The sequence below is a fragment of the Stenotrophomonas sp. YJH_SMC_130 genome (assembly GCF_059369035.1).
This window is the reverse complement of record NZ_JCAFSH010000001.1, coordinates 148,664-169,802: the sequence shown is the minus strand read 5'-3', so window position 1 is coordinate 169,802 and position 21,139 is coordinate 148,664. Positions and strand designations below refer to the sequence as shown.

Genomic DNA, 21,139 nt, shown 5'->3' with positions numbered 1-21,139 from the left:
CTGTATTTATATAGCTGAATGCGCAAATAAAACACAAAATTCGGGAGTTAAATCAATTGAATGGAGTTGGGGTTAATTCTATAATTTTGGGTGCTAAATAGCATAGATAGGGGATCATGCACGCTATGTTGGATTTAAGCCTCAGCAAGCCCAGCGAGGTCGTCAAGCGACTCTGCGGGCGCTTGCGTACAGAACGCATGGCGTTGGGCATGACACAGTCGGATCTGGCCGGGCGTGCCGGCATTGGTACCAACACCGTGTCCAACCTGGAGGCCGGGCGCAATGTTGGCTTCGAGGCGGTGGTCCGCGTGGCGATGGTCCTTGGTCGGATCAACGAGCTCGAAGGCCTGTTCCAGCCAAAGTTGGACAGCATCGAAGACATTCGGCGCTACGAAGAGGCCGCGAACCGCCTCCGGACGAAGAGGAAGCCCCGTAATGCCTGAACAGGTGAAGGTCTTCTACGAAGGGTGGGGAGAGCGATGGCACTGGGGAACGCTGATCTCCAGCATCGCCCTGACCGGTCGCCCGCTGGTCGCGTTCGAGTACAGCAACGAGGCCCGGCGAAGGGGACTGGAACTGTCTTCGTACAAGCTGCCGCTGGCCGGCCCTCCGTTGCGGCGGGATTTTCCGGACCATCAGCTGCAACTGCCAGGGCCTGTGTATGACGCGTTGCCAGACGGCTGGGGCATGCTGCTGATGGACCGCATGTTCAGGCGCCGCGGAATCAACGCAGCACGCATTGGCCCGCTCCAGCGGCTGGCCTATGTCGGTGGCAACGCGATGGGGGCCATGACGTTTGAGCCCGTGGCGCCCGAAGGTGAGGCGCCGAAGGTCCATATACCGCTAGAGCAGCTTTCCGCGGAAGTGCAGCAGGTGCTCCACGGAGAAGGCGGTGAATTCCTGCAGACCTTGCTGCTGGTGGGTGGTTCGCCCCAAGGTGCAAGGCCCAAGGCCCTGGTCTATCGCGATCCGCGATCGGGCGCGTTCACCACGGCCGTCACGCCCGGCTTCGAAGCCTGGTTGATCAAGTTCCCGGCCAGAGAAGAGCATGCCGAGGTGTGCGCCATCGAAATGGTCTACGCCGAGTGTCTGCGCAGGTGTGGCATCGAGACCCCGGACACGCAGTACTTCAGCCTGCCCAACGGACTGGCCGCGTTCGCCAGCAAGCGCTTTGATCGCCACGATGGGTTGCGTGTGCCGATGCAGAGTCTTGCTGCATTCACGGGCGCCAACTACCAGACGGCGGGGTCGTTGGACTATGTCAACTTCCTGCGCGCGACCCGGTTGTGCACCAATGACGTGCGGCAAATGGCCGTGGCCTTCGAACGTGCGGTCTTCAACGTTGCGTTCAACAACCGGGACGATCATCCGAAAAACTTTGCCTACATCATGTCGCCAGATGGGCAATGGCGTTTGGCTCCGGCCTACGACGTGACCTTCTGCGAAGGACCCAACGGATATCACCAGATGGACGTCATGGGGGAGGCACTGGAGATTTCCCGTGCTGACCTGCTTCGCCTTGCCGAAGAGGCAGAAGTGCAGCACGGGGACGCCAGCCTGGCGATTGGCAGCATTTGCGACGTGGCCAGCCAATTCACGGAAATCGCCAACAGCATGTACTCAAACGTTATTGCTCAAGATACCTTGATCATGATCCAGGGGCGCATCAACGAGAACGTAGCTCTGTTGCGGGAAGTCCGGCGTGGCCTGCGGACCTGAGGGCCGGGTCCAAGGGCCTGAACGCCGCCCCACAATGCGGCCGAAAATTCCTGTTGACGCCGTGCAGCAATATCGACACAATAGCGCTCCTTCGACGCAGGTCGAACGAAATCTGCGGGAATAGCTCAGTTGGTAGAGCGCAACCTTGCCAAGGTTGAGGTCGCGAGTTCGAGTCTCGTTTCCCGCTCCAGATTCAAGAAGAACGCTCCCGAAAGGGGGCGTTTTTCGTTTGTCACACCGGTTGCACCACCACCGCGCCAGCGTGCCTTGCCGGGCAGGGCGCTGCACCAGGTCCGGGCATTCTGCCGGTCGAAACCGGGGCAGCGGTTGTCCTGCGGGATGTAGACGTAGGGAACGTCATCCTCGTAGGTGAAGTGGTAGTAGTAGGTGCGGTCCTTCCCATACAACCAGTAGTTCGACGAGCCGTCGTTGATCGCATACGGCTCGAAGGTGAGGATCGAGGATTCGGCGGGAATGAAGTTGCTGCGCTCCATCAGTAGCAGCAGGGCGTTCGAGACCAGTGGGGTGGTCAGGACGAGCACGATCACACCGACAGTCGCTGTCGTGATCGAGCCAATCAGCAGCCAACGGCGAGGGTGTTTCACGGTCGTGCAGCATCGAAGCAAGGAATTGCGGCAATGTGCAATACGCCGTGAAAGTCGTCCAGTGTTCCGTGCCGGGAACGCATTGAAAGCGTAGTGAAAGGCTGGGTCGGCGTTGCCTGAACCGCACGCGTGCTGTGACCTTTTTCGGACGATTTCTCCATGTTCGCTCCACAATCGCGCGGTAGCCTTCATGCTCCTTCTACACGTTGGCGGGCTGGTGGTCAGGCGTATCACTTCAGTGGCAGCGCCCAGGACAGGGCGTGGACTCTCCCTGCAGGCAGTGCTGCGCCCCGGCGCGTTGTTGGCAACCCTGGCCTTGGCGGGTTGCATGTCGGTGTCCGTCCCGGACCTGCCTGATCGCACACCCAGCGCCTGGACCCAGGTGCCGCAGGGGCTGGGTGTGGCGGTGGACGCCAGGCAGTGGTGGAAGGTGCTGGCCGACCCGGCGCTGGACGGACTGGTGGACCAGGCCATCGCAGGCAACCTTGATCTGCAGCAGGCCACGTTGCGCCTGCAGGCAGTGCGGATCGTCGCCGGCGCCTCGGATTCGCGCTTCCTGCCGGAGATCTCGGCCAGCGCCAAGCAGGTACAGGACGCCGCCGCGGTCGACACCTATTTCCATGCAGGCATCGAAGCGATCTGGGACCTGGGGCTGTTCGGCGCCGCCGAGAGCGCGCAGCTGAGCGCGCAGGCCTCGACCGGCAATGCCGAGGCGCTGCGCAATGCCGCACAGGTGGCGGTGATTGCCGACGTGGTGCGCAGCTATCTGGACCTTACCGTGGCACAGGCCCAGCAGGACCTGCTGGCCCGGCAGCAGGCTGTGGACGACCGCGGCGAACAGCTGGCGCTGGTCCGTCAGCGGCTGCGTCTGGATGAGCCGGGCGAGCTGCAACGGCTGCGCGCGCGGCAGGCGGCCACCCGTGCGGCCATCGCGCAGGCGCGGGAAAACGCCGACAACGCCGCCCGTGCGCTGGCATTGCTGCTGGGCCGCGAGCGTCCGGATCCGGCCTGGCACGCCTACCGCACCCCGCCGACGCTGGGTGCGTTCACGCTGCAGCAGGTCCCTGCGGATCTGCTGCGCCACCGCCCGCAGATTCTGCTGGCCGAATCAGAGGTGATGCAGGCAGCGGCCAGCAAGGGTTCGGCGCGCGCTGCAATGTATCCGCGGATCAGCCTTGGCGGCTCCATCCTGTACGCGTACAACCTCACCCAGAACGCCCGCTCCAATTCCGATTCGAGCCCGTCGATCGGCCCGTACATCGATATTCCGCTGTGGGACTGGGGCCAGCGTCGCGCGCGGTTCCATGCCGACGAGAAGCAACTGGACGCCGCCTTGCTCGGCTACCGCAAGGCCGTGCTGGAAGGCGTGAGCGAAGTGGAAGGTGCACTGGGTAGCCTGGCGCGCCAGGACAGCAGCATCCAATCGCTGCGTGCGGCCAATGATGCCGCCAACCAGCAGGTCAAGCGGCAGGCGCGGCAGGTGCAGCTGGGCCTGTCCAGCGAATTCGACGGGCTGGATACGCAACGCGCCGCACTCGCCTCGCAGGCCGACCTGATCGCTGCGCAGGGCGCGCGCGTGCTGGCCTTTGCATCGCTGTACCGCGCCCTCGGCGGTGCCCCGCTGCCTGCCGAGGGTGAGGGCGAACCGCAATGATCGCACTCGCGCGCAAGACCCTGGCCTATGAGTGGCGCCGTTTCCTGCCGGTGGTGCTGGCGATGTGTTTCGCCGGTGTACTGTTGATCGTGCAGGCGGCACTGGTGCTGGGCATCTTCGGTACCGCCGCGATCTACGTGAAGGCATCCTCGGCCGATCTCTGGGCCGGTTTTCCCGGCACCCAGAGCGTCAACTACGGTCATGCGATCAGCGCCGATGTGGAAAGCCACCTGCGCATGGACCCCGATGTCACCCGCGTCGAACCCTACGAGTGGGTCGACGGCGAATGGCGGTCCGGCGCGCAGGGCACCGGCAATGTGTCGGTGTACCTGTCCGGCATCTCCACCCGGGACGACGCGATGATGTTCGCGCGCATCCTGCCTGCGAACCTGCGCGCGCAGCTGCGCGAGCCGGGTGCGGTGATCGTCGACAGCGCCGATCTGGATACGCTGGGCGTGGACCTGCAGAACAACCGTGCCTGGATCAATGGCAAGGCAGTGCGCGTGGTCGCCGCACAATCGGGCCTGCGCGGCCTCGGTGGCGTCAACGTTCTGGCCTCGCTGGACACCGCGCGCGCCATCGCCGGCACTGACCCGCACGAGGGCAGCACCTATTTCGTGGCGGGCCTGCGCTCGCCGGACCTGGCCGACCGCGTGCGTGACCGCTTGGCCGCGTCGATGGGCCAGGCCACACCGGTCGAGTTCTGGACCGCGCCGGCGTTCGCCAGCCGTTCGCAGCAGTATTGGCTGTTCGATACCGGCGCAGGGATCGCCGTGTTGTTCATGGCCGTCATCGTCTGCTTCGTCGGTGCGGTGATCACCAACCAGTCGTTCGCCTCGGTGGTGGCCGGCTCGGTACGCGAGTACGCCACGCTCAATGCACTCGGTGCAGGCCGCTATGCGCTGGCGCGGGTGGTGTTCGAGCAGGCATTGCTGATCGGTGGCGTGGGCATGCTGCTGGCGGCGGCGTTCAGTACCGTGGTGCTGTTGATCGCGCAGACCCAGCGCGTGCCGGTGCAGCTGACGCCGATGGTGATCCTCGGCTGCGTGGCGCTGGTCGCGGTGATGGCCATGCTCTCCAGCATCATGGCGGTGCGCAGTGTCGTCCGCTCCGATCCATCGTTGCTGCTGCGTTGAGGACCGGCCGATGACTTCCGCACGCGCCGTCGTCCCGACCCTGCAGGCCGACGCATTGGAAAAAGGCTTCATGTCCGGTGATGTGCAGGTGCCGGTGCTGCGTGGCCTGTCGCTGGACATCTATCCTGGCGAGCTGACCCTGGTGTCGGGCCCGTCCGGCTGCGGCAAGAGCACACTGCTGTCGCTGCTGTCCGGCCTGTCCGCACCCGATGGCGGTCGCGTGCACGCGCTGGGCCAGGACGTGGGCCACATGACCCGCAGTGAAGTGGAGCGTTTCCGCCTGCACCATGTCGGGTTCGTGTTCCAGGGCTTCAACCTGTTCCCGGCACTGACTGCGTTGGAGCAGGTACAGCTGCCACTGGGCTACCGCGGCATGCGCAATCGCGAAAGCGAGCCGCTGGCCCGCAGGGCGCTGGAAGAAGTCGGCCTCAGCCACCGCAGCCACATGCGCCCGGCGCAGCTGTCCGGTGGCGAGAAACAGCGCGTGGCGGTGGCGCGTGCCTTCGCCAAGTCGCCAACGCTGATCTTCGCCGACGAACCCACCAGCGCGCTGGACGCCGAGAACGGTCAGCGCGTGATCGACATCCTGCATCGCTATGCGCGGGCGCATGGCGCGACTGTGCTGTGCGTGAGCCACGATCCGCGCCTGATCCGGCATGCCGATCGGGTGATCGCCATGGAAGACGGCATGGTCCGTGATGACCGCCGCCAGAACGAAACCGTAGAGTCCGCCCCATGACCAAGACGTCGCATCTGCTTCCCCTCAGCCTGGCCCTGTCCGCGGCACTGCTGCTCGGCGCCTGTTCCAGGGAAGCGCCCACCGTCGCATCGGCCCCCTCAGGCAAGGCGGGTACTGCCGCCGCCGGCAAGGTCGCCGTGGCACGGGGCATCATTGACATCGAAGGTGGCCTGATCGCACTGGCACCGCCGGTGGATGGCTCGATCACTGCCGCGCCGGTGAAGGAAGGCGCCACGGTGAAGAAGGGGCAGCTGCTGCTGTCGCTGGATGGCGCCCTGTTGCAGCAGGAAGTGGCAATGGCCACCGCCGATCTGGCCTTGGCCAATGACCGCCTGAAGGGCAGCCAGGCGCAGCTGCGCGAACTGGAGCGCAACGCCACCCGACTGTCCACGGGCGCCAGTGAAGGTGTGTCCTCGAACCAGCAGGCCGATGCGGCCAAACAGCAGCTGGCCGGTGTGCGTGCCGATGTCGAGGTGGCCGGTGCGCAGGTCGACCTGGCGCAGCACAAGCTGGAGCACGCGAAGCTGAGACTGCAGCAGATGTCGTTGAGCGCGCCGGAAGCCGGCACCGTGGTCGGCCAGGTGCCGGGCGTCGGTGCCTTCGTGCAGGCGGGCAAGCCGGCGATCTCGTTGCTGCCGGCGCGCCCGCTGCAGGTGCGTGCCGAGCTCAGCGCCGCCTACGCCGATGCCGTGCAGGTGGGCATGAAGGCTGCTGTCGTGCCGGACAGTGATGGTGCGGAGAACACGGGCACGTTGCCACCTGCACGCGTGGTACGCATCAGCCCGGTGTTCGCGCAGGCACGCCTGCCTGAAGATGCCGGGCGTGGCGTGGCCAAGGTGGTGGAGTGCGTGCTGGAGTTTGACGGCGAGGCCAAGGCACGCTTCGGCCAGCATGTGCGGGTGGAGTTCCGGAAGTAGGTCTCTAGCGCTGCGGCGGGGGAGTCTGTGGTGACCCGCGCCGGCAGAGCGCCCGCCACGCGCTCACCGCCGACACCACGCACAGCGCCAGCAGCAATCCCACGTCCAGCAGCAGCAACCACAGCAGGTGCATGCCTTGTACCGGCGGCTGGTGCATCGCCGACAGCATCCACGGTATCGACCACACCAGCAGCAGGGCGAAGGCGATAAGCAGGCGCAGCCACAGGCGTTTGAGCTTCCACGGGCGCACGATCAGCGCCGCCACCACCAGTTCAACCGTGCCCAGCAACGCGAACACGATGACGGTGCTGGTCGGGTAGGGCAGCTGGGCGCCTTCCAGGCGATGCAGCAGCCAGTAGTCTGGGGTGAAGCCAGCATTGACAAGTGCGGCGATCAGCGCCAACCAGGTCAGCGCGACCAGCAACCAGAACAGGCGGACGTAGCGTCTAGGCATCGGCGGTGTCCGTGCTTGGGCGGGGCAGCGTACCCCAGCCCGGACGCTCGTGACCGCATGATGTGAAGACTGTTGACGGCGTGAAGGAATTTGGACACAATAGCGCTCCTTCGACGCAGGTCGAAGAATCTGCGGGAATAGCTCAGTTGGTAGAGCGCAACCTTGCCAAGGTTGAGGTCGCGAGTTCGAGTCTCGTTTCCCGCTCCAGATTCTACAGGGCCCCGGTAGGGGCCTTGTTTTTCTCCCGCCCCGGCAAGGCGGGGCACGTTGGGCCACAAGGCTTTACGCGCAGTCAGAAAAGTGAAATCGCTGGTGTGTTTTCCGGATTTCCGGTAGCATGTCGGCTTACGCGGGAATAGCTCAGTTGGTAGAGCGCAACCTTGCCAAGGTTGAGGTCGCGAGTTCGAGTCTCGTTTCCCGCTCCATGTTCCGACAGGCCCCATCTTGGGGTTTTGTCTTGTCAGGGCTAGGTTCCTGGCGCGCAGTACGTTGGCCTCATGGCAGAGTGGCTATGCACCGGATTGCAAATCCGTTTACAGCGGTTCGATTCCGCTTGAGGCCTCCAATTGAAAAGCCCTGACTCCGGTCAGGGCTTTTTTGTTGGCTGCGATCGCTTTCCCGCTCGCGCGATCGTTGCGCGGCTGGCGGTCAGTCATGACGGAGGCGGCGGCGCTACACTTGCCTGATGAACCAGATTGACCACTTCCGCGGCGCCTTGCTCGGCCTGGCGTGCGGCGATGCCGTCGGTACCACGCTGGAGTTCAAGCCTCGTGGCAGCTTCACCCCGATCACCGACATGGTGGGCGGTGGGCCGTTCCAGCTGCAGCCGGGGCAATGGACCGACGATACCTCCATGGCGATGTGCCTGGCCGAGAGCCTGGTGCGTTGTGACACCTTCGATGTGCACGATCAGATGAACCGCTACGCCAACTGGTACCGGCATGGGTACTGGAGTGCGACCGGCGAGTGCTTCGATATCGGTATGGCAACGCGGGCTGCCATCGACCGGTTCCTGCAGGATGGCCATCCGCTGGCGGGGAGTGACGACCCGCGCAGCGCTGGCAATGGCTCGATCATGCGTTTGGCGCCGGTGGCATTGCGCTACGCCGGGACCCCCGATCTGCAGGCCATGGCCGCGTTGAGTTCGCGAACCACGCACGCTGCGCAGGAGTGCCTGGAGGCGTGCCGCTTGCTGGTGGTCGCGCTGGAGCGGGCGTTGGCAGGTGGCACCCGCGACGGGGTGCTGGATCTCAGCAATGTTCCCGTCGAGAGCGTGCGGCTGCAGCAGATCGCGGCGGGCGGCTACCGCGGTGCCGCGCGTGAGCAGATCCGTGGCAATGGCTATGTTGTCGACAGTCTGGAAGCTGCACTCTGGTGCTTTGATCGCCACGACACCTTTGAAGCCGTCGTACTCGAGGCGGCCAATCTTGGCGAGGACGCCGACACCACGGCCGCCATTGCGGGGCAGCTGGCGGGCGCATTCCATGGTGCGCGCGGAATCCCCGGGCGGTGGTTGCAGCGGCTGGCCCTGCGTGCCGAAATCCAGGCGCTGGCCGATGCGCTGCACGCCTTGAACCAGGGCAGCGACCGCGCTGCGTGAGTCGGGTTCCCTGCCTGTGAACTGCGCCGGCAGGGCGCTCCCTGCGGCCGCCATTTCCGACGCCGCGCTGCTTCACCTGCAGCCGTTCGCCGCGCCCCGGTCGCCAGTCTCAGCCGGCCACGACATGGAAAGGCGCTATGGTCGAGTTCCACGTCTCAGGGAGCCGCAATGGCGAGCAAGGACATCACGCGTCGTTCCAGCCACGGAGCGAAACGGAAATGAGCAAAGTCACGGCAGATGTGCGCTGGTTGACCTTCCGCTTGAAGAACGGGCAATCCATTGGCCCGGATCGGCTGAAGGACGGATGGGTCATCGCCTCGGAAACCGCCCGCTGCGGGGTGCGCCGCGAGCATATCGAAGGGTCGGGCCTGGTGTATGCCCTGTACGCGCCGGCCAACCTGGCCTCACCACGGCGCGCGGAAATGCGCATGCGCGAATTCCTGATGAGCTCGGGCTACACCTTCACGATGGGCACGCTGGGCGGCTGACCTGCGCGTGGGCCGCGATTGCTCAACGCTGCGCGGCCTTCAACGCCTCGATGATCTGCGCGCCGGAGAAGCCACAATGGCCTTCGCCAACGGGCGGCAGCACCTGTGGCAGCGGACGGGCGCCGGCCCGTGCGGCCGTCTGCGGATACACCGTCTGCATGCGCGGCACGATCGTCGGGTCGTAGTTGTTGAACTGGATCACCAGCGGTCGCCTCAACGCACCGCTCAATGCCAGCTCCCTGCGGACAGCGGCCTGCGCGGCAGGCACGGCGTCGACACGTTGCACGCCGGCATTGAACGCCATGTCGTCACCGAAGCCGCTGTAAGCCACACCTCTGTTGCCCACCGGCATGCCGCCACTGCGCGTGGCCAGTTCGTGCAGGACCAGTGCATGCAGGCTGATCGTGCCGGCCAGTGCATCAGCGGACACCTGCAGCCGCTGTGCCAGCAACGCGGCATGCGAGGGGCTGCGTTGCAGCGCATTGGAGATGCCCTGGTACAGTTCGCCCTGTGGCAGCGCAGCCGCGTCGCGTGAGACCAGTCCCGCAGCCGGCAGGCCTTCGGCCTTGGCAAAGAAGTAATCGAAAGCGACCAGCGTGGTCAGCATATCACTCGCGATCTGTTCGCCACTAAGATTGGCGCCGCATAGCGACACGCCACCAGCGTAGTGTTGCGGGAACCGTTCGAGGCTGGCGAGGGTCACGGCGCCGCCCATCGAAAATCCCAGCATCCAGATATGGCGCACATGCTTGAGTTCAGCCACTGCATGCCGGCGCAGGCGTTCCATGTCGGTGATCGCATCGGCCACCGCCCAGCCCTGGCTGGCATAGGCGCTCTGCGCGACGGCGTAGCCTGCCGCCAGCAGTGGCGCGGTGCCGTCATTGGCAGCCATCGGCGTAGCACGTGGCATGCCTACCGGCTCGTAGCCGTGCGCCAGCATTACCAGGTCACCGTTCCAGTCAGCCGGAACGTCCAGGCGCCACGGGGCCCTCTGCAGCTCGCCACTGAACGTGCGCGGTGATGCAGCGGGTGCGGCCATCACCTGTGTCGCAGGGAATAGCAGGGCGAGGGTGAGGGCACATCGTAGCAAGCGACACATCACGGGCATTCCATCCGGGAATGGCATCAGCTTAGACCCCGCCAGCAGCCTGCGCGCGCTGCACTGCCGCAGGAAGGGCGGGCTGGGGGGCGCCCGCTCCCGGAGTTGATCACGTCCGCTACGGGAGGATTCCGATACGATGTGTCGCCTTGATCTCTTTCTACTTTACCCAGGGTCCCGTCATGGTCGACCGGCTCGCCATTCTGCTTGAACGCTTTGCGGTCACTGCCTCGGTGTTCCATGCCGGCGCGCTGTGCGGCATCAACTCGCTGGCGGGCGAGGATGACGCCGGGCAGCTGCATCTGGTGCGACGTGGCCCGTTGCAGGTCAGCCATGGCCAGCAGACCGTCCAGGTCGAGGTGCCGAGCCTGCTGCTGTACCCACGGCCGATGCCGCATCGATTCAGTACCGATCCGCAGCACGGCGCCGACATGGCCTGCGCCAATCTGCATTTCGAGGGCGGGCGGCTCAACCCGATCAGCGCGGCGTTGCCCGATTTCATCTGCCTGCCGCTGGCCGATCTGTACGGCGGCAACGCAGCGCTGGAGCTGCTGTTCGAAGAAGCCTTCGAGCAGCGCTGCGGGCGTGCGGCGATGGTCAACCGGCTGTTCGAGGTGGTGATGATCCAGGTGCTGCGGCAGCTGATGGAAGGGGGCGAGATGCGTGGTGGCCTGTTTGCCGGGCTGGGGCATCCGCGGCTGCGGCTGGCGCTGGTGGCGATGCATGAAGCGCCCGCACAGTCCTGGACCCTGGAAGACCTGGCCGAGGTCGCCGGCATGTCACGCAGCGTCTTTGCTGCCAGTTTCCGTGAGGCGATGGGCACTACTCCGGGCCAGTACCTGCAGGGCTGGCGGGTGGGCTTGGCGCAGCAGGCGCTGCGCCAAGGGCGCCCATTGAAGCGGATCGCTGACGACGTCGGCTATGGCAGCGAAGCAGCACTGTCGCGCGCATTCAAGGCACATACCGGACAGTCGCCGCGGGAGTGGCGCGGACAGGCCCGCGCCGGCGCGGGCTGAGCCTCAGCCCAGCACCAGCCGGGCCAGTTTCATGCCACCGAACAGGCCGACCAGGCCCAGTGCCACCGAACCGCCGGCATACAGCGCCGCCAGGCCATGCTGGCCGCGCTGCAGCAGCAGTCCGATTTCCAGTGCGTAGGTGGAAAATGTGGTGTAGCCGCCGAGGACGCCGGTGGCCAGCAGAAGGCGCAACTGCGGCGAGGCGCCATTGCGCAGGGCGAAGGCTTCGACCAGCACGCCCATCAGCAGTGCACCGCTGATGTTGATCAGGAAGGTCGACCATGGCCACGGGCTGCCGACTGATACCCGCGCACCGATCAGGTTGCAGGCATAGCGAAGGCAGGCGCCGAGCCCGCCGCCGATGAAGACCAGCAGATAATTGTTCAATGCGTGCATCACGTGCCTCGGTTGCGGGTTCGCTGATTCGATGGCGAACGCCGACAGCAGGCACGACCCGCCATCGACGAACACCGGTTCGTCCTGGCAGGAGCCATCAGCCCTTTCGGGCGGTTATCGGGGGAGCCCCATCCCCATCCGCGACCATGCTACCAGTGGCGGTGCATTCACGTCATCGAGGTCGTCAGCACCCGGATGACCTTGCTGCGGCTGAAGCCGTCCATCAGCAGTTCGAAGGCCAGCAGGTCCAGGGCCGCGTGGCGGCGATGGTCGATCTGCAATCCCTTCTCCTCCACCAGATGGCTGACCAGTTCGTAGGCGTCCTGCCAGACATCCAAGTGGGCCTGGCTGGGAATATAGGTATTGCCCCGCTCACCGACGCCAAGCCCACTCACGCCGTACAGCAGTTCACGCGCGTCCAGTTTGGCCGCATCGGCGATGCGGAACAGCTGTTCGGCCTTCACATGGGCGGGGCTGACATGGTCGTTGAGCCAGTTGCTGATGGTTGCCGTCGTCGAATCGGCGGCGCGGGCCAGATCGGCCGGGCGAGGGTGCCCGGCTTTCTTCATGGCAATGGCGAGTCGTTGGCCGAGAGTATTCATCTATGCAAGCCAGCTTAACGCGTGGATCGCAAAGTTCCCTTGTTCCAAGAATAAGTCTGGTTAACAGAAGGACCGACCGTGACCGAATTCTGGAGCAAGGGGCAGGTACGCGCCCGGCTGGGTTTCCGGACCGATGCCGAACTGGCGCGCTTTTTTGGCATAAGCCGATCTGCCGTGTCGCAATGGCCCAAGAACTTTCCGATTCCTGCGCTACGCCAATACATCCTGCATCAGCGCTATCCCAACCTGTTCCCCGCGACTGAGGCTACGCAGGGCGAGTAAGCCTCAACTACGCCGCCTTTTGTCGCATATAGCACTCTAAACAGTATTTGCTAAGTATGCTTAGCAACATTGGAAACTTCGATGGAACGGGGCTTGCCCATCGATGGCGCCTACCAAAGCGGGGCCGGGAAATCGGAGCAGTGTGTCGGGTCCGACCCATCCGGGTACCCCGTCTCCCCGTATGTGGTTTCGTGAACGATTAATAATTTCAATCACGAAAGTCGCGGTATGTAATTGACCTGTCGTGAAATCTATGACTAATTGGGATCAACCGGACGTGAAGTCCGGGAGTCTTTCAGTAGCTCGCAAGTGAGTCGGTAGACCGTCAACGATGCAGAACAAGTCCAACGGAGGTCGTATGGAATACGGCATGCATGGCTTGGCTGAACGGGTACGCCGCGAACTGGAAGCCAGTTATCACAAACACGGATGCGGTCCGGCGTTCTGGGATACCTACCAGCAGGTGCTGGACCGCCTGGTCCCGCAGGGGACCGAGCGTACCGAAGTCACCAATGAAATGGCGCTGATCATCGAGCAGCTGGGCATCGTCCGACGAGCGCAGCTGGTGCCGCCGCACGCCAACGGGCAGCGTTGATCCGTTGATTCAAAGCAGGCGCCAGGCGCCGCAGGCCAACAGCGCCAGCAGCATCGACAGCAGTGCCAGGGTCCGCGGTCGCCACCATTGCCGCGGTTGCCCGGCCATGGCCTGCGGACTGCAGTAGCGTACCAGCCCCGGGCCGAAACCGGCCTGGTGCTGCTGCTGCGAGCAGGCCTCCAGGCAGGCGCCGCAGGCCAGGCAATCGGCCTGAGGTCCCTGGCGGATATCCAGTTGCATCGGGCAGGCGCTGACACAGGCAGCGCAATCGGTGCAGTCGCCCAGGCGGTCGGCGCTGAAGGTAGGCATCGGTCCGGCCAGCAGCGGATGTGCAGCGCGGAACACGTAGTCCTGTGCGGTGGTCGGGTCGAGCAGGCCACGGCCGCGTCCGAGCACGCCCCCCAGCCCCGACGGACGCATGCCGCGCGGTTCGCCGCGGCGCGCGTCGTACAACATGCGCGGTGTATGCGGATCGGTCAGCAGCGGCTGCAGGCGCGCGAACGGGCACAGCGAACGGCACACCTGCTCGCGCAGGAAGCCGGCATTGCCCCAGGTGGCGGCGGCATAGAACAGCACCCAGAAGGTTTCCCAGCCGCTCCAGCCGGCATGCGGCGCGGCGGCCACCAGTTCTTCGATCGGGCTGAACAGACCGACGAACGTGATGCCGGTCCACAGCGACAGCAGCCCCCATGCCACCTGGGTGGCAGGGCTCACGCCGGGCGCTGGCAAGGCCCGGGCCATGGCGCGCGCAATCCAGTCGAAGGCGCAGCGCCATAGCGTCTGCGGGCAGGCGTGGCCGCACCAGATGCGGCCGGCGAGGTGGGTGAGCAGCGCGAGGCCGACCGCCAGCACCGCCAGCAACCCGATCAGCACGCCGACATCGCTGGGCCACAATGTCCAGCCAAACAGGTCAAAGCGCCGTGCGTTGATGTCCAGCAGCAGGGCCTGCCGCCCATTCCAGCGCAGCCATGGCAGGGCATAGAACAAGGCCAGCAAGAGCATGCTGAGCGCGGCGCGCCAATGCCAGCGGCGTGGGATTCCGGTGCAGGGCGTACTCATCCCAGCGGCAGCTCGTCGTCGTCGTCGCTTGGCATCGGTCGCTGCAGGTACCAGGTGACCGCGCTGGACAGTGCGGTCACCGACCAGAACATGAAGAATCCTGCCGTATAGCCCAGTTCGCGGCTGATCGCCGTACCCGGAAAGCTGATCGCCTGCAGACGCAGCGGGTCGACAAAGGCGAAGAACACCACGCTGGCCAGGCCTGCAGCGATGAAGCTGGGCCAGAGGATGGCGCCCCAGTGGTGGATCAGCTGCTGGCGGCGGCTGGGAGAGGGTCTGTTCATGCTGTCCCGGATCGGAATGAGGGCGGCGCGTATACTCCGCCGAGGCTGGCGCAGCATCCGCAGGGCATGCTTCCTGCAGGCGTGCCAGCCTAGGTGCAGCGAACTGCGCCGACATTGATCTGGATCAACGGCGGTGCCGGCCGGCTACGGCACACTGCCGGCAAGCTTTGGGTGCCCCGATGAACGCAACGCCGCCGCCCGTCCTGCCCGTCGCCTCGCCCGGGTTGTGCACCGAGCAGGAAGTGACCCGCCTGGTCCACGACTTCTATGCGCGCGTGCGCGAGGAAGAGCGGTTGGGGCCTGTGTTCGAGGCGCACGTACACGACTGGCCGGAACACCTGGCGCAGTTGGTCGATTTCTGGTCGGCAATGCTGCGCGGCACGCGCCGCTTCAAGGGCTCGCCGATGTCCAAGCACATGGCCATCGAGCTGGACAAGGACCTGTTCGACCGCTGGCTGGTGCTGTTCCGGATCACCACCGCCGAGTGCGGCAACCCGCCCATGCAGGTGCTGGCCAACGACGTCGCCACGCGCATCGGTGACACCTTCTGGAAGCGCTACCAGATGCTGCGCTGGCCGCAGGTCGGCCTGCCGGTGCTGGGAATCCCCGCCCGCGATTGATCTGGGTCAAGGCGGTCGGGTACGCCCGGCGCGATGCTGGCGGCATGGACACGTTCTCTCCCGCCGCCGGCGGTCTTGCCTGGACCTTCGACCCCGACCTGCTGCGCCGGCATGACCGGCCGGGGCCGCGCTACACCTCGTATCCGACCGCGCCTCATTTCCACGATGGCTTCGATGCGCCGGCACTGCGCCAGGCAATCGCCGACAGCAACCAGCTGGCCCGCGCGCTGTCGCTGTACGTGCATGTGCCGTACTGCTCCAGCCCCTGCTTCTACTGCGGCTGCAACCGGGTGATCACCCGCGACCGCGGCCGTGGCCACAGCTACGTCGCGCGTGTGCTGGCCGAGGCCGACCTGCTGGCGCCGCAGTTCGAGGACGGCCGTGAGGTCATCCAGCTGCACCTGGGCGGGGGAACGCCGAACTTCCTCGAGGCCGAGGCGATGACCGCGCTGGTTGAAGGACTGCGCCGGCGCTTTGATTTCAGCGATTCGCCGCAGCGCGATTTCTCGATCGAACTCGATCCGCGCTTCATCGATACCCGCGATGTCGCCATGCTGGCGCGGCTGGGCTTCAACCGCGCCAGCCTGGGCGTGCAGGACTTCGACCCACAGGTACAGGAAGCGATCAACCGCGTGCAGGGCGTGCAGCAGACGCTGGACATCCTGCAGGCCTGCCGCGACAGCGGCATGCGTTCGGTCAACGTCGACCTGATCTATGGGCTGCCGGGACAGAGCCTGGAAGGGTTTGGCCGCACCCTGGAGCGGGTGCTGGCATTGCGCCCGGATCGCCTGGCGGTGTACGGCTACGCACACCTGCCGCATCTGTTCCGCGCACAGAAGCAGATCGACGAACGCCACTTGCCTTCGCCGGAAGACAAGCTGGCGCTGCTGGGCCTGGCGGTGGAGAAACTCTCTGCGGCCGGCTACCAGTACATTGGCATGGATCACTTCGCATTGCCGGAAGAAGATCTGTCACGTGCGCAGCGCGCCGGGCAGCTGCATCGCAATTTCATGGGCTATACCACCCACGCCGATACCGATCTGCTCGGCCTGGGCGTGAGTGCGATCAGCCACATCGGTGCCACCTACAGCCAGAATCCGCGCGACCTGCCGTCGTGGGAGGATGCCGTGGACCAGGGTCAGTTGCCGGTGTGGCGCGGCGTGGCGCTCAGCGCCGACGACCAGCTGCGCGCAGAACTGATCCAGCAGCTGATGTGCCAGGGCGAGGTGGACGGTGCGGTGCTGGGCCAGCGCCATGGCGTGGATTTCGAGCAGTACTTCGCCGAAGACCTGCGTTCGGTGCAGCGGCTGCAGGAAGACGGCCTCGCCGAGTACCGTGACGGTGTAGTGCGCGCCAGCGAGCCTGGACGGCCGTTGCTGCGGCTGCTGGCGATGTGCTTCGACCCGTACCTGCGTGCCGCCTGCGAGCAGCCGCGCTACTCGCGTGCAATCTGACGTTCGTCGTGAAAAGTGCGATGGTGCCCGGAGCCGGAATCGAACCGGCATGGGGTTGCCCCCGGCGGATTTTAAGTCCGATGCGTCTACCAGTTTCGCCATCCGGGCCTGCAGCGCGGCGCCGATTGTAGCCCAGCTGCAGAATCCCGACCGGATTGCAGTGGAGCGGCGGTGTGCTTAACTGTCGCTCCCATTCATGTCATAGTCCAAAGCCTCGTTCCCAGGGGGGGAGCCACCCGATGTCGCTGCACGCGATTGCCTATGCCAGCGAGGCCCGCGCCGACCTGCAGACAACCGATCTTGACCGCCTGCTGGCCGATGCCACGGCATTCAACCGAGTAGCCGGTGTCACGGGTGTGCTGATGTTCGATGGCAGCCGTTTCCTGCAGTACCTGGAAGGCCCGGAGGATGGCATCGATTCGGTGTACCAGCGCATCGCCAATGCGCGCAGCCATGGACAACTGAAGGTGCTGTGCCGCGCGCCGGTGGCGCAGCGGGCATTCCCGCGCTGGTCGATGGGGACCCGGCGCATTGATACAGAACTGCTGGTACAGATCGTCGACGCCTCATGGCCGGGCTTCGTGCTTGGCGGCGGTGGCTTCGAGCGCCTGCTGCAGGCCTGGACCGGCGCCGATGGCGAACTGGAGCCGGCCGCGGTCGCATTGGGTTCCTGACCCCACCTTGGCGGCCGGGCACCCGGGCCGTTAGGCTGTAGCCTTTCTGGCATGGATCTTCCCGGAGTGGCAAAGCGAATGAGTAGGTCGGCCATGCCCATGGCAGTACGCATGCGATTTCAGCCGTTGCATGGGATGCGGCGTTGAGCGCGCCGCTTGCGGCAGCAGCGTCGCCGCGCTTCGCGGTGATCGGGCTGGGCTACGTGGGCCTGCCACTGGCGGTGGCCTTCGGCCGGCACTGGCCGACGCTCGGCTTCGACATCGATGCTGATCGCATCGCCGAGCTCCGTGACGGCCAGGACCATACGCTGGAAATGGAGGCCGATGAGCTGGCCAGTGCGCAGCAGTTGCAGTACGGCAGCGATCCGGCTTTGCTCGATGCCTGCAATGTCTACATCGTTACCGTGCCGACCCCGATCGATGCCTATGAGCAGCCCGATCTGGAGCCGCTGCGTTCGGCGACGCGGCTGATCGCCAGCCACCTGCGTGCGGGTGACCTGGTGATCTACGAATCCACGGTGTACCCCGGCACCACCGAAGAGGTCTGCGTGCCGCTGCTGGAGCAGCTGTCCGGACTGCGCTTCAACGAAGACTTCTACTGTGGTTACAGCCCGGAGCGGGTCAGCCCCGGCGACCGACAGCGGCGCCTGGCCGATATCCGCAAGATCACCTCGGGGTCGACACCGGAAGTGGCTGCGGTGATTGATGGCCTGTACCAGCGCATCATCGCCGCCGGTACCTTCCCGGCGCCGTCGATGCGTGTGGCCGAAGCGGCCAAGGTGGTGGAGAACATCCAGCGTGACGTCAACATCGCGCTGGTCAATGAGCTGGCGCTGATCTTCGACCGGCTCGGCATCGACACCCAGGATGTGCTTGACGCCGCCGGCAGCAAGTGGAACTTCCTGCCGTTCCGGCCGGGCCTGGTCGGCGGCCACTGCATCGGCGTGGACCCGTACTACCTGCTGCACAAGTCCGAGAGCGTGGGTTACCACCCGGACCTGATCCACACCGCGCGGCAGGTCAACAACCGCGTCGGTGAGCACGTGGCGTCGCGTGTGCTGGCAATGCTGGCCGAACGCGGCCGCGCACCTGCGCAGTCGCGTATCCTGGTGCTGGGCGTGACCTTCAAGGAGGATTGCCCGGACCTGCGCAACAGCCGCGCGCTGGAACTGGCGCAGCGCCTGCGTGATGCCGGCGCACAGGTGGAGGTCAGCGACCCGTGGGTCGGCCCGGCGGCATTGGCCGACGCGGGCGTGCACTGGCTGGCCGAGCCGTTGGCGGGGAGTTACGACGCCGTAGTTCTGGCAGTGGCCCATGCCCGATTCAAAGCCATGGATGACGCCGCAATCCAGGCGCTGCTGGCGCCCGGCGGCATCGTCTACGACGTGAAATCGGCCTGGCCGCGCAACGTGGTTGACGGTCGCCTGTAAACGCCGGTGATGGCCGGCGCGGTAGACTCGCAGGCAGTTGCAACCAAGGAACGCCATGCACCGGTATATCGTCTACCTGCTCGCCATCCTGATGTTTCCCATCTGCCTGTGGTTGGCCACGATCTGGCCGGCCTGGTACTGGGGCGTCGGCCTGACTGCCGCGATGGTGGCGCTGGGGACCTGGGATCTGCTGCAGAAGCGCAGCACGCTGCGCCGCAACTATCCGGTGATGGCGCATTTCCGCTATGGCCTGGAATCAATCGGCCCGGAAATCCGCCAGTACTTCGTGCAGAGCGACCTGGAGGACGTGCCGTTCTCGCGCCAGCAGCGTGCGCTGATCTACCAGCGCGCAAAGAACGAAATGGACACGGTGCCGTTCGGTACCCTGCGCAGTACCTATGCGGTGGATTACGAGTGGATCAACCATTCGCTGGCTCCCACCTCCATTGCCAAGCATGATTTCCGCGTGCTGATTGGGCCGAACTGCGCCAAGCCTTATTCGGCCAGCGTGTTCAACATCTCGGCGATGAGCTTCGGTTCGCTCTCGGCCAACGCGATCCGCGCACTGAACGAAGGTGCGCGGCGCGGTAGCTTCTACCACGACACCGGCGAAGGTTCGATTTCGCCCTACCACCGCGAGATGGGCGGCGATCTGGTCTGGGAAATCGGCTCGGGCTACTTCGGCTGCCGTGACGAGAAGGGTGGTTTCAGCGAAGAGCGCTTCGTCGCCAACGCTACCCACGACCAGGTCAAGATGATCGAGATCAAGCTGTCGCAGGGTGCCAAGCCGGGCCACGGCGGCGTGCTGCCGGCACCAAAGGTGACCGCCGAAATATCGGTGACCCGTGGTGTTCCGATGGGCGTGGACTGCGTATCGCCGTCGCGTCACTCGGCATTCTCGACGCCGGTCGAACTGTTGCAGTTCGTGGCCCGGCTGCGCGAGCTGTCCGGTGGCAAGCCGGTCGGTTTCAAGCTGGCCATCGGCCACCCCTGGGAATGGTTCGGCATCGCCAAGGCGATGCAGGAAACCGGGCTGCTGCCGGACTTCATCGTGGTCGATGGTGCCGAGGGAGGCACCGGCGCGGCGCCGGCTGAATTCGTCGACCATGTCGGCGTACCGATGCATGAAGCACTGCTGCTGGTGCACAACACCCTGGTCGGCCTGGACCTGCGCGAGCGCATCCGCATCGGCGCCGCTGGCAAGATCACCAGTGCGTTCGACATCGCGCGCACCATCGCGCTGGGTGCCGACTGGTGCAATGCCGGCCGAGGCTTCATGTTCGCGCTGGGCTGCATCCAGTCGTTGAGCTGCCACACCGACAAATGCCCGACCGGCATCGCGACCCAGGACCCTGCGCGCTGGAAGCATCTGGATGCACCGGACAAGGCCACCCGTGTGTACAGCTATCACGAGCACACGCTGCATGCCTTGAAGGAACTGTTGTGCGCGGCGGGCCTGAACGATCCGGCCGAGCTGGGGCCGGAGCACATCCTGCGTCGCGTGTCGCCGGTGGAAATCCGTTCGCTGGCGTCGCTTTACCGCTACCTGGAACCGGGCGAGCTGCTGCACAAGGTGCCCGACCATGCGGTGTTCCATGCATTCTGGGCCGATGCGCGCAGCGACTCGTTCCAGCCGCCGCCGAAGATCCAGGCTCTGCGCGCCAGCAAGTCGCGGTAGCGTGATGTTGTAGAGCCGAGCCCATGCTCGGCTGCCTTGCTGTAGAGTCAAGCCATGCTTGACTGCCTTTCGATCAGTCATCGCGAGGTCGGAACGAAGAACAGCCGAGCATGGGCTCGGCTCTACGAGGAGATGTCATGCAGTTCAGGACCGGCACCATGGATGACGTGGCCATGTTGTGGGCGTTGCGCACGCGCTGCGTGCGCGAGACCTGCAGCAGCCATTACCCACCCGAGGTCATTGCACCGTGGTCGGCCTCGCCGCCACCGTCGCAGTATGCGCGGTTGCTGGGGCAGGGCGGTTGCGTGGTGGCCGAGGACGGGCAGGGTGGCCTGCTCGGCTTCGGCGTCTTTGATGTCGATGCCAATGAAGTCGATGCGTTGTTCGTCGATCCGGATCATGGCGGCCTGGGCATTGGCCGGGCGCTGATGCAGCGCCTGCTGGCGATGGCTGATCGTGAGCGCGAGGTGGTGCTGTCGGCCTCGCTCAACGCCGTGCCGTTCTATCAACGGCAGGGCTTTGTCAGCGTGGGTGAGGAAGCCTATGCACATCCCAGCGGTGTGGCGTTGGCCTCGGTGAGCATGCGCAGGCCGTGGTGATGTGCCGTCGAGCATGGGCTCGACGCTACACGGCAGGCG

23 protein-coding genes, 5 tRNA genes and 1 riboswitch are annotated in these 21,139 nt (G+C 65.2%); of the genes, 21 read left to right on the top strand and 7 right to left on the bottom strand.

Annotation, left to right across the window (positions count from 1 at the left end):
* The first annotated feature begins 116 nt into the window (after positions 1 to 116).
* The 7 genes from AC5P5V_RS00880 (at position 117) to AC5P5V_RS00850 (ending at position 6,770) form a co-directional block, all read left to right on the top strand.
* Positions 117 to 443 carry a helix-turn-helix domain-containing protein gene (locus AC5P5V_RS00880; RefSeq protein WP_227200205.1) on the top strand — a complete coding sequence of 109 codons (327 nt, stop codon included), beginning with the start codon at positions 117 to 119 and terminating at the stop codon, positions 441 to 443.
* Positions 436 to 1,719 (top strand): type II toxin-antitoxin system HipA family toxin, encoded by a 1,284-nt coding sequence (locus AC5P5V_RS00875; protein ID WP_134969459.1) that lies wholly within the window; start codon positions 436 to 438, stop codon positions 1,717 to 1,719. Before AC5P5V_RS00880 ends, AC5P5V_RS00875 begins: the two co-directional genes overlap by 8 nt.
* 114 nt (positions 1,720 to 1,833) lie before the next feature.
* Positions 1,834 to 1,909: transfer RNA gene (locus AC5P5V_RS00870), tRNA-Gly, on the top strand.
* Positions 1,910 to 2,514: 605 nt separating this feature from the next.
* Positions 2,515 to 3,978, top strand: coding sequence for an efflux transporter outer membrane subunit (locus AC5P5V_RS00865; protein WP_231352655.1), 1,464 nt, complete (start codon positions 2,515 to 2,517; stop codon positions 3,976 to 3,978).
* On the top strand, positions 3,975 to 5,114 hold the full coding sequence (locus AC5P5V_RS00860) for an ABC transporter permease (RefSeq protein ID WP_134968032.1): 1,140 nt from the start codon (positions 3,975 to 3,977) through the stop codon (positions 5,112 to 5,114). The genes AC5P5V_RS00865 and AC5P5V_RS00860 overlap by 4 nt, the downstream gene beginning before the upstream one ends.
* A gap of 10 nt (positions 5,115 to 5,124) precedes the next feature.
* Positions 5,125 to 5,853 (top strand): ABC transporter ATP-binding protein, encoded by a 729-nt coding sequence (locus tag AC5P5V_RS00855; protein ID WP_134968033.1) that lies wholly within the window; start codon positions 5,125 to 5,127, stop codon positions 5,851 to 5,853.
* Entirely contained in the window at positions 5,850 to 6,770 is a 921-nt protein-coding gene (locus AC5P5V_RS00850; RefSeq protein WP_061478470.1) for an HlyD family secretion protein, read from the top strand. Before AC5P5V_RS00855 ends, AC5P5V_RS00850 begins: the two co-directional genes overlap by 4 nt.
* Positions 6,771 to 6,774: 4 nt before the next feature.
* On the opposite strand, the gene AC5P5V_RS00845 is transcribed toward AC5P5V_RS00850, so the two are convergent.
* Positions 6,775 to 7,224 carry a hypothetical protein gene (locus AC5P5V_RS00845; protein ID WP_134968034.1) on the bottom strand — a complete coding sequence of 150 codons (450 nt, stop codon included), beginning with the start codon at positions 7,222 to 7,224 and terminating at the stop codon, positions 6,775 to 6,777.
* Positions 7,225 to 7,355: 131 nt separating this feature from the next.
* Between AC5P5V_RS00845 and AC5P5V_RS00840 the strand changes: the two genes are divergently transcribed.
* The 5 genes from AC5P5V_RS00840 to AC5P5V_RS00820 all read left to right on the top strand — a co-directional run bounded on the left by AC5P5V_RS00840 (position 7,356) and on the right by AC5P5V_RS00820 (position 9,312).
* Positions 7,356 to 7,431 (top strand) — tRNA-Gly (locus tag AC5P5V_RS00840).
* A gap of 142 nt (positions 7,432 to 7,573) precedes the next feature.
* Positions 7,574 to 7,649, top strand: a tRNA-Gly gene (locus AC5P5V_RS00835).
* A gap of 66 nt (positions 7,650 to 7,715) precedes the next feature.
* A tRNA-Cys gene (locus tag AC5P5V_RS00830) sits at positions 7,716 to 7,789 on the top strand.
* A 120-nt stretch (positions 7,790 to 7,909) separates the two neighbouring features.
* On the top strand, positions 7,910 to 8,824 hold the full coding sequence (locus AC5P5V_RS00825) for an ADP-ribosylglycohydrolase family protein (RefSeq protein WP_134968035.1): 915 nt from the start codon (positions 7,910 to 7,912) through the stop codon (positions 8,822 to 8,824).
* A gap of 218 nt (positions 8,825 to 9,042) precedes the next feature.
* Positions 9,043 to 9,312: a hypothetical protein gene (locus tag AC5P5V_RS00820; RefSeq protein ID WP_005415995.1), complete on the top strand. Its 270-nt coding sequence runs from the start codon at positions 9,043 to 9,045 to the stop codon at positions 9,310 to 9,312.
* Between the two features lie 22 nt (positions 9,313 to 9,334).
* On the opposite strand, the gene AC5P5V_RS00815 is transcribed toward AC5P5V_RS00820, so the two are convergent.
* A complete protein-coding gene (locus AC5P5V_RS00815; protein WP_134968036.1) occupies positions 9,335 to 10,411 on the bottom strand; it encodes an alpha/beta hydrolase family protein in 1,077 nt (358 codons plus the stop codon).
* 182 nt (positions 10,412 to 10,593) lie between these two features.
* Here AC5P5V_RS00815 and AC5P5V_RS00810 point away from each other — a divergent pair, with 182 nt between their 5' ends.
* Positions 10,594 to 11,427 (top strand): AraC family transcriptional regulator, encoded by an 834-nt coding sequence (locus AC5P5V_RS00810; RefSeq protein ID WP_005415997.1) that lies wholly within the window; start codon positions 10,594 to 10,596, stop codon positions 11,425 to 11,427.
* A 3-nt stretch (positions 11,428 to 11,430) separates the two neighbouring features.
* Here the strand turns inward: AC5P5V_RS00810 and crcB are convergent, their stop codons facing one another.
* Positions 11,431 to 11,823 carry a fluoride efflux transporter CrcB gene (gene crcB / locus AC5P5V_RS00805; protein WP_061478548.1) on the bottom strand — a complete coding sequence of 131 codons (393 nt, stop codon included), beginning with the start codon at positions 11,821 to 11,823 and terminating at the stop codon, positions 11,431 to 11,433.
* Positions 11,824 to 11,904: 81 nt separating this feature from the next.
* A riboswitch (Fluoride riboswitch) is annotated at positions 11,905 to 11,968 on the bottom strand.
* 22 nt (positions 11,969 to 11,990) lie between these two features.
* Complete coding sequence (locus tag AC5P5V_RS00800) at positions 11,991 to 12,392, bottom strand: helix-turn-helix domain-containing protein (RefSeq protein WP_061478466.1); 402 nt, start codon at positions 12,390 to 12,392, stop codon at positions 11,991 to 11,993.
* Between the two features lie 111 nt (positions 12,393 to 12,503).
* Here AC5P5V_RS00800 and AC5P5V_RS00795 point away from each other — a divergent pair, with 111 nt between their 5' ends.
* On the top strand, positions 12,504 to 12,707 hold the full coding sequence (locus AC5P5V_RS00795) for a helix-turn-helix domain-containing protein (protein ID WP_061478465.1): 204 nt from the start codon (positions 12,504 to 12,506) through the stop codon (positions 12,705 to 12,707).
* A gap of 358 nt (positions 12,708 to 13,065) precedes the next feature.
* Positions 13,066 to 13,302, top strand: a complete 237-nt coding sequence (locus AC5P5V_RS00790) for a hypothetical protein (RefSeq protein WP_061478464.1) — start codon at positions 13,066 to 13,068, stop codon at positions 13,300 to 13,302.
* A gap of 9 nt (positions 13,303 to 13,311) precedes the next feature.
* On the opposite strand, the gene AC5P5V_RS00785 is transcribed toward AC5P5V_RS00790, so the two are convergent.
* The gene (locus tag AC5P5V_RS00785; protein WP_134968037.1) at positions 13,312 to 14,361 is read right to left on the bottom strand and encodes a 4Fe-4S dicluster domain-containing protein; all 1,050 of its coding nucleotides are present in this window, start codon (positions 14,359 to 14,361) and stop codon (positions 13,312 to 13,314) included.
* Complete coding sequence (locus tag AC5P5V_RS00780; protein WP_061478462.1) at positions 14,358 to 14,645, bottom strand: hypothetical protein; 288 nt, start codon at positions 14,643 to 14,645, stop codon at positions 14,358 to 14,360. The genes AC5P5V_RS00785 and AC5P5V_RS00780 overlap by 4 nt, the downstream gene beginning before the upstream one ends.
* Positions 14,646 to 14,824: 179 nt before the next feature.
* Between AC5P5V_RS00780 and AC5P5V_RS00775 the strand changes: the two genes are divergently transcribed.
* Together AC5P5V_RS00775 and hemN are read left to right on the top strand one after the other, a co-directional pair.
* The gene (locus tag AC5P5V_RS00775) at positions 14,825 to 15,265 is read left to right on the top strand and encodes a group III truncated hemoglobin (protein WP_061478461.1); all 441 of its coding nucleotides are present in this window, start codon (positions 14,825 to 14,827) and stop codon (positions 15,263 to 15,265) included.
* A gap of 44 nt (positions 15,266 to 15,309) precedes the next feature.
* Positions 15,310 to 16,719 carry an oxygen-independent coproporphyrinogen III oxidase gene (gene hemN, locus AC5P5V_RS00770; protein WP_134968038.1) on the top strand — a complete coding sequence of 470 codons (1,410 nt, stop codon included), beginning with the start codon at positions 15,310 to 15,312 and terminating at the stop codon, positions 16,717 to 16,719.
* A gap of 21 nt (positions 16,720 to 16,740) precedes the next feature.
* Here hemN and AC5P5V_RS00765 read toward each other — a convergent pair.
* Positions 16,741 to 16,827, bottom strand: a tRNA-Leu gene (locus AC5P5V_RS00765).
* Positions 16,828 to 16,958: 131 nt separating this feature from the next.
* Between AC5P5V_RS00765 and AC5P5V_RS00760 the strand changes: the two genes are divergently transcribed.
* The 4 genes from AC5P5V_RS00760 (at position 16,959) to AC5P5V_RS00745 (ending at position 21,100) form a co-directional block, all read left to right on the top strand.
* On the top strand, positions 16,959 to 17,393 hold the full coding sequence (locus AC5P5V_RS00760) for a BLUF domain-containing protein (RefSeq protein WP_088497736.1): 435 nt from the start codon (positions 16,959 to 16,961) through the stop codon (positions 17,391 to 17,393).
* 143 nt (positions 17,394 to 17,536) lie between these two features.
* Complete coding sequence (locus AC5P5V_RS00755) at positions 17,537 to 18,823, top strand: nucleotide sugar dehydrogenase (RefSeq protein ID WP_134968039.1); 1,287 nt, start codon at positions 17,537 to 17,539, stop codon at positions 18,821 to 18,823.
* 55 nt (positions 18,824 to 18,878) lie between these two features.
* Positions 18,879 to 20,501 carry an FMN-binding glutamate synthase family protein gene (locus AC5P5V_RS00750; RefSeq protein WP_134968040.1) on the top strand — a complete coding sequence of 541 codons (1,623 nt, stop codon included), beginning with the start codon at positions 18,879 to 18,881 and terminating at the stop codon, positions 20,499 to 20,501.
* Between the two features lie 137 nt (positions 20,502 to 20,638).
* A complete protein-coding gene (locus AC5P5V_RS00745) occupies positions 20,639 to 21,100 on the top strand; it encodes a GNAT family N-acetyltransferase (RefSeq protein ID WP_134968041.1) in 462 nt (153 codons plus the stop codon).
* Positions 21,101 to 21,139: the final 39 nt, after the last annotated feature.

What these genes read in the sequence shown, in the direction of transcription:
- AC5P5V_RS00880 (WP_227200205.1), top strand. Translation starts at nt 117, where the DNA reads ATGCACGCTATGTTGGATTTAAGCCTCAGCAAGCCCAGCGAGGTCGTC.
- AC5P5V_RS00875 (WP_134969459.1), top strand. Translation starts at nt 436, where the DNA reads ATGCCTGAACAGGTGAAGGTCTTCTACGAAGGGTGGGGAGAGCGATGG.
- AC5P5V_RS00865 (WP_231352655.1), top strand. Translation starts at nt 2,515, where the DNA reads ATGCTCCTTCTACACGTTGGCGGGCTGGTGGTCAGGCGTATCACTTCA.
- AC5P5V_RS00860 (WP_134968032.1), top strand. Translation starts at nt 3,975, where the DNA reads ATGATCGCACTCGCGCGCAAGACCCTGGCCTATGAGTGGCGCCGTTTC.
- AC5P5V_RS00855 (WP_134968033.1), top strand. Translation starts at nt 5,125, where the DNA reads ATGACTTCCGCACGCGCCGTCGTCCCGACCCTGCAGGCCGACGCATTG.
- AC5P5V_RS00850 (WP_061478470.1), top strand. Translation starts at nt 5,850, where the DNA reads ATGACCAAGACGTCGCATCTGCTTCCCCTCAGCCTGGCCCTGTCCGCG.
- AC5P5V_RS00845 (WP_134968034.1), bottom strand. Translation starts at nt 7,224, where the DNA reads ATGCCTAGACGCTACGTCCGCCTGTTCTGGTTGCTGGTCGCGCTGACC.
- AC5P5V_RS00825 (WP_134968035.1), top strand. Translation starts at nt 7,910, where the DNA reads ATGAACCAGATTGACCACTTCCGCGGCGCCTTGCTCGGCCTGGCGTGC.
- AC5P5V_RS00820 (WP_005415995.1), top strand. Translation starts at nt 9,043, where the DNA reads ATGAGCAAAGTCACGGCAGATGTGCGCTGGTTGACCTTCCGCTTGAAG.
- AC5P5V_RS00815 (WP_134968036.1), bottom strand. Translation starts at nt 10,411, where the DNA reads ATGTGTCGCTTGCTACGATGTGCCCTCACCCTCGCCCTGCTATTCCCT.
- AC5P5V_RS00810 (WP_005415997.1), top strand. Translation starts at nt 10,594, where the DNA reads ATGGTCGACCGGCTCGCCATTCTGCTTGAACGCTTTGCGGTCACTGCC.
- crcB (WP_061478548.1), bottom strand. Translation starts at nt 11,823, where the DNA reads ATGCACGCATTGAACAATTATCTGCTGGTCTTCATCGGCGGCGGGCTC.
- AC5P5V_RS00800 (WP_061478466.1), bottom strand. Translation starts at nt 12,392, where the DNA reads ATGAAGAAAGCCGGGCACCCTCGCCCGGCCGATCTGGCCCGCGCCGCC.
- AC5P5V_RS00790 (WP_061478464.1), top strand. Translation starts at nt 13,066, where the DNA reads ATGGAATACGGCATGCATGGCTTGGCTGAACGGGTACGCCGCGAACTG.
- AC5P5V_RS00785 (WP_134968037.1), bottom strand. Translation starts at nt 14,361, where the DNA reads ATGAGTACGCCCTGCACCGGAATCCCACGCCGCTGGCATTGGCGCGCC.
- AC5P5V_RS00780 (WP_061478462.1), bottom strand. Translation starts at nt 14,645, where the DNA reads ATGAACAGACCCTCTCCCAGCCGCCGCCAGCAGCTGATCCACCACTGG.
- AC5P5V_RS00775 (WP_061478461.1), top strand. Translation starts at nt 14,825, where the DNA reads ATGAACGCAACGCCGCCGCCCGTCCTGCCCGTCGCCTCGCCCGGGTTG.
- hemN (WP_134968038.1), top strand. Translation starts at nt 15,310, where the DNA reads ATGGACACGTTCTCTCCCGCCGCCGGCGGTCTTGCCTGGACCTTCGAC.
- AC5P5V_RS00760 (WP_088497736.1), top strand. Translation starts at nt 16,959, where the DNA reads ATGTCGCTGCACGCGATTGCCTATGCCAGCGAGGCCCGCGCCGACCTG.
- AC5P5V_RS00750 (WP_134968040.1), top strand. Translation starts at nt 18,879, where the DNA reads ATGCACCGGTATATCGTCTACCTGCTCGCCATCCTGATGTTTCCCATC.
- AC5P5V_RS00745 (WP_134968041.1), top strand. Translation starts at nt 20,639, where the DNA reads ATGCAGTTCAGGACCGGCACCATGGATGACGTGGCCATGTTGTGGGCG.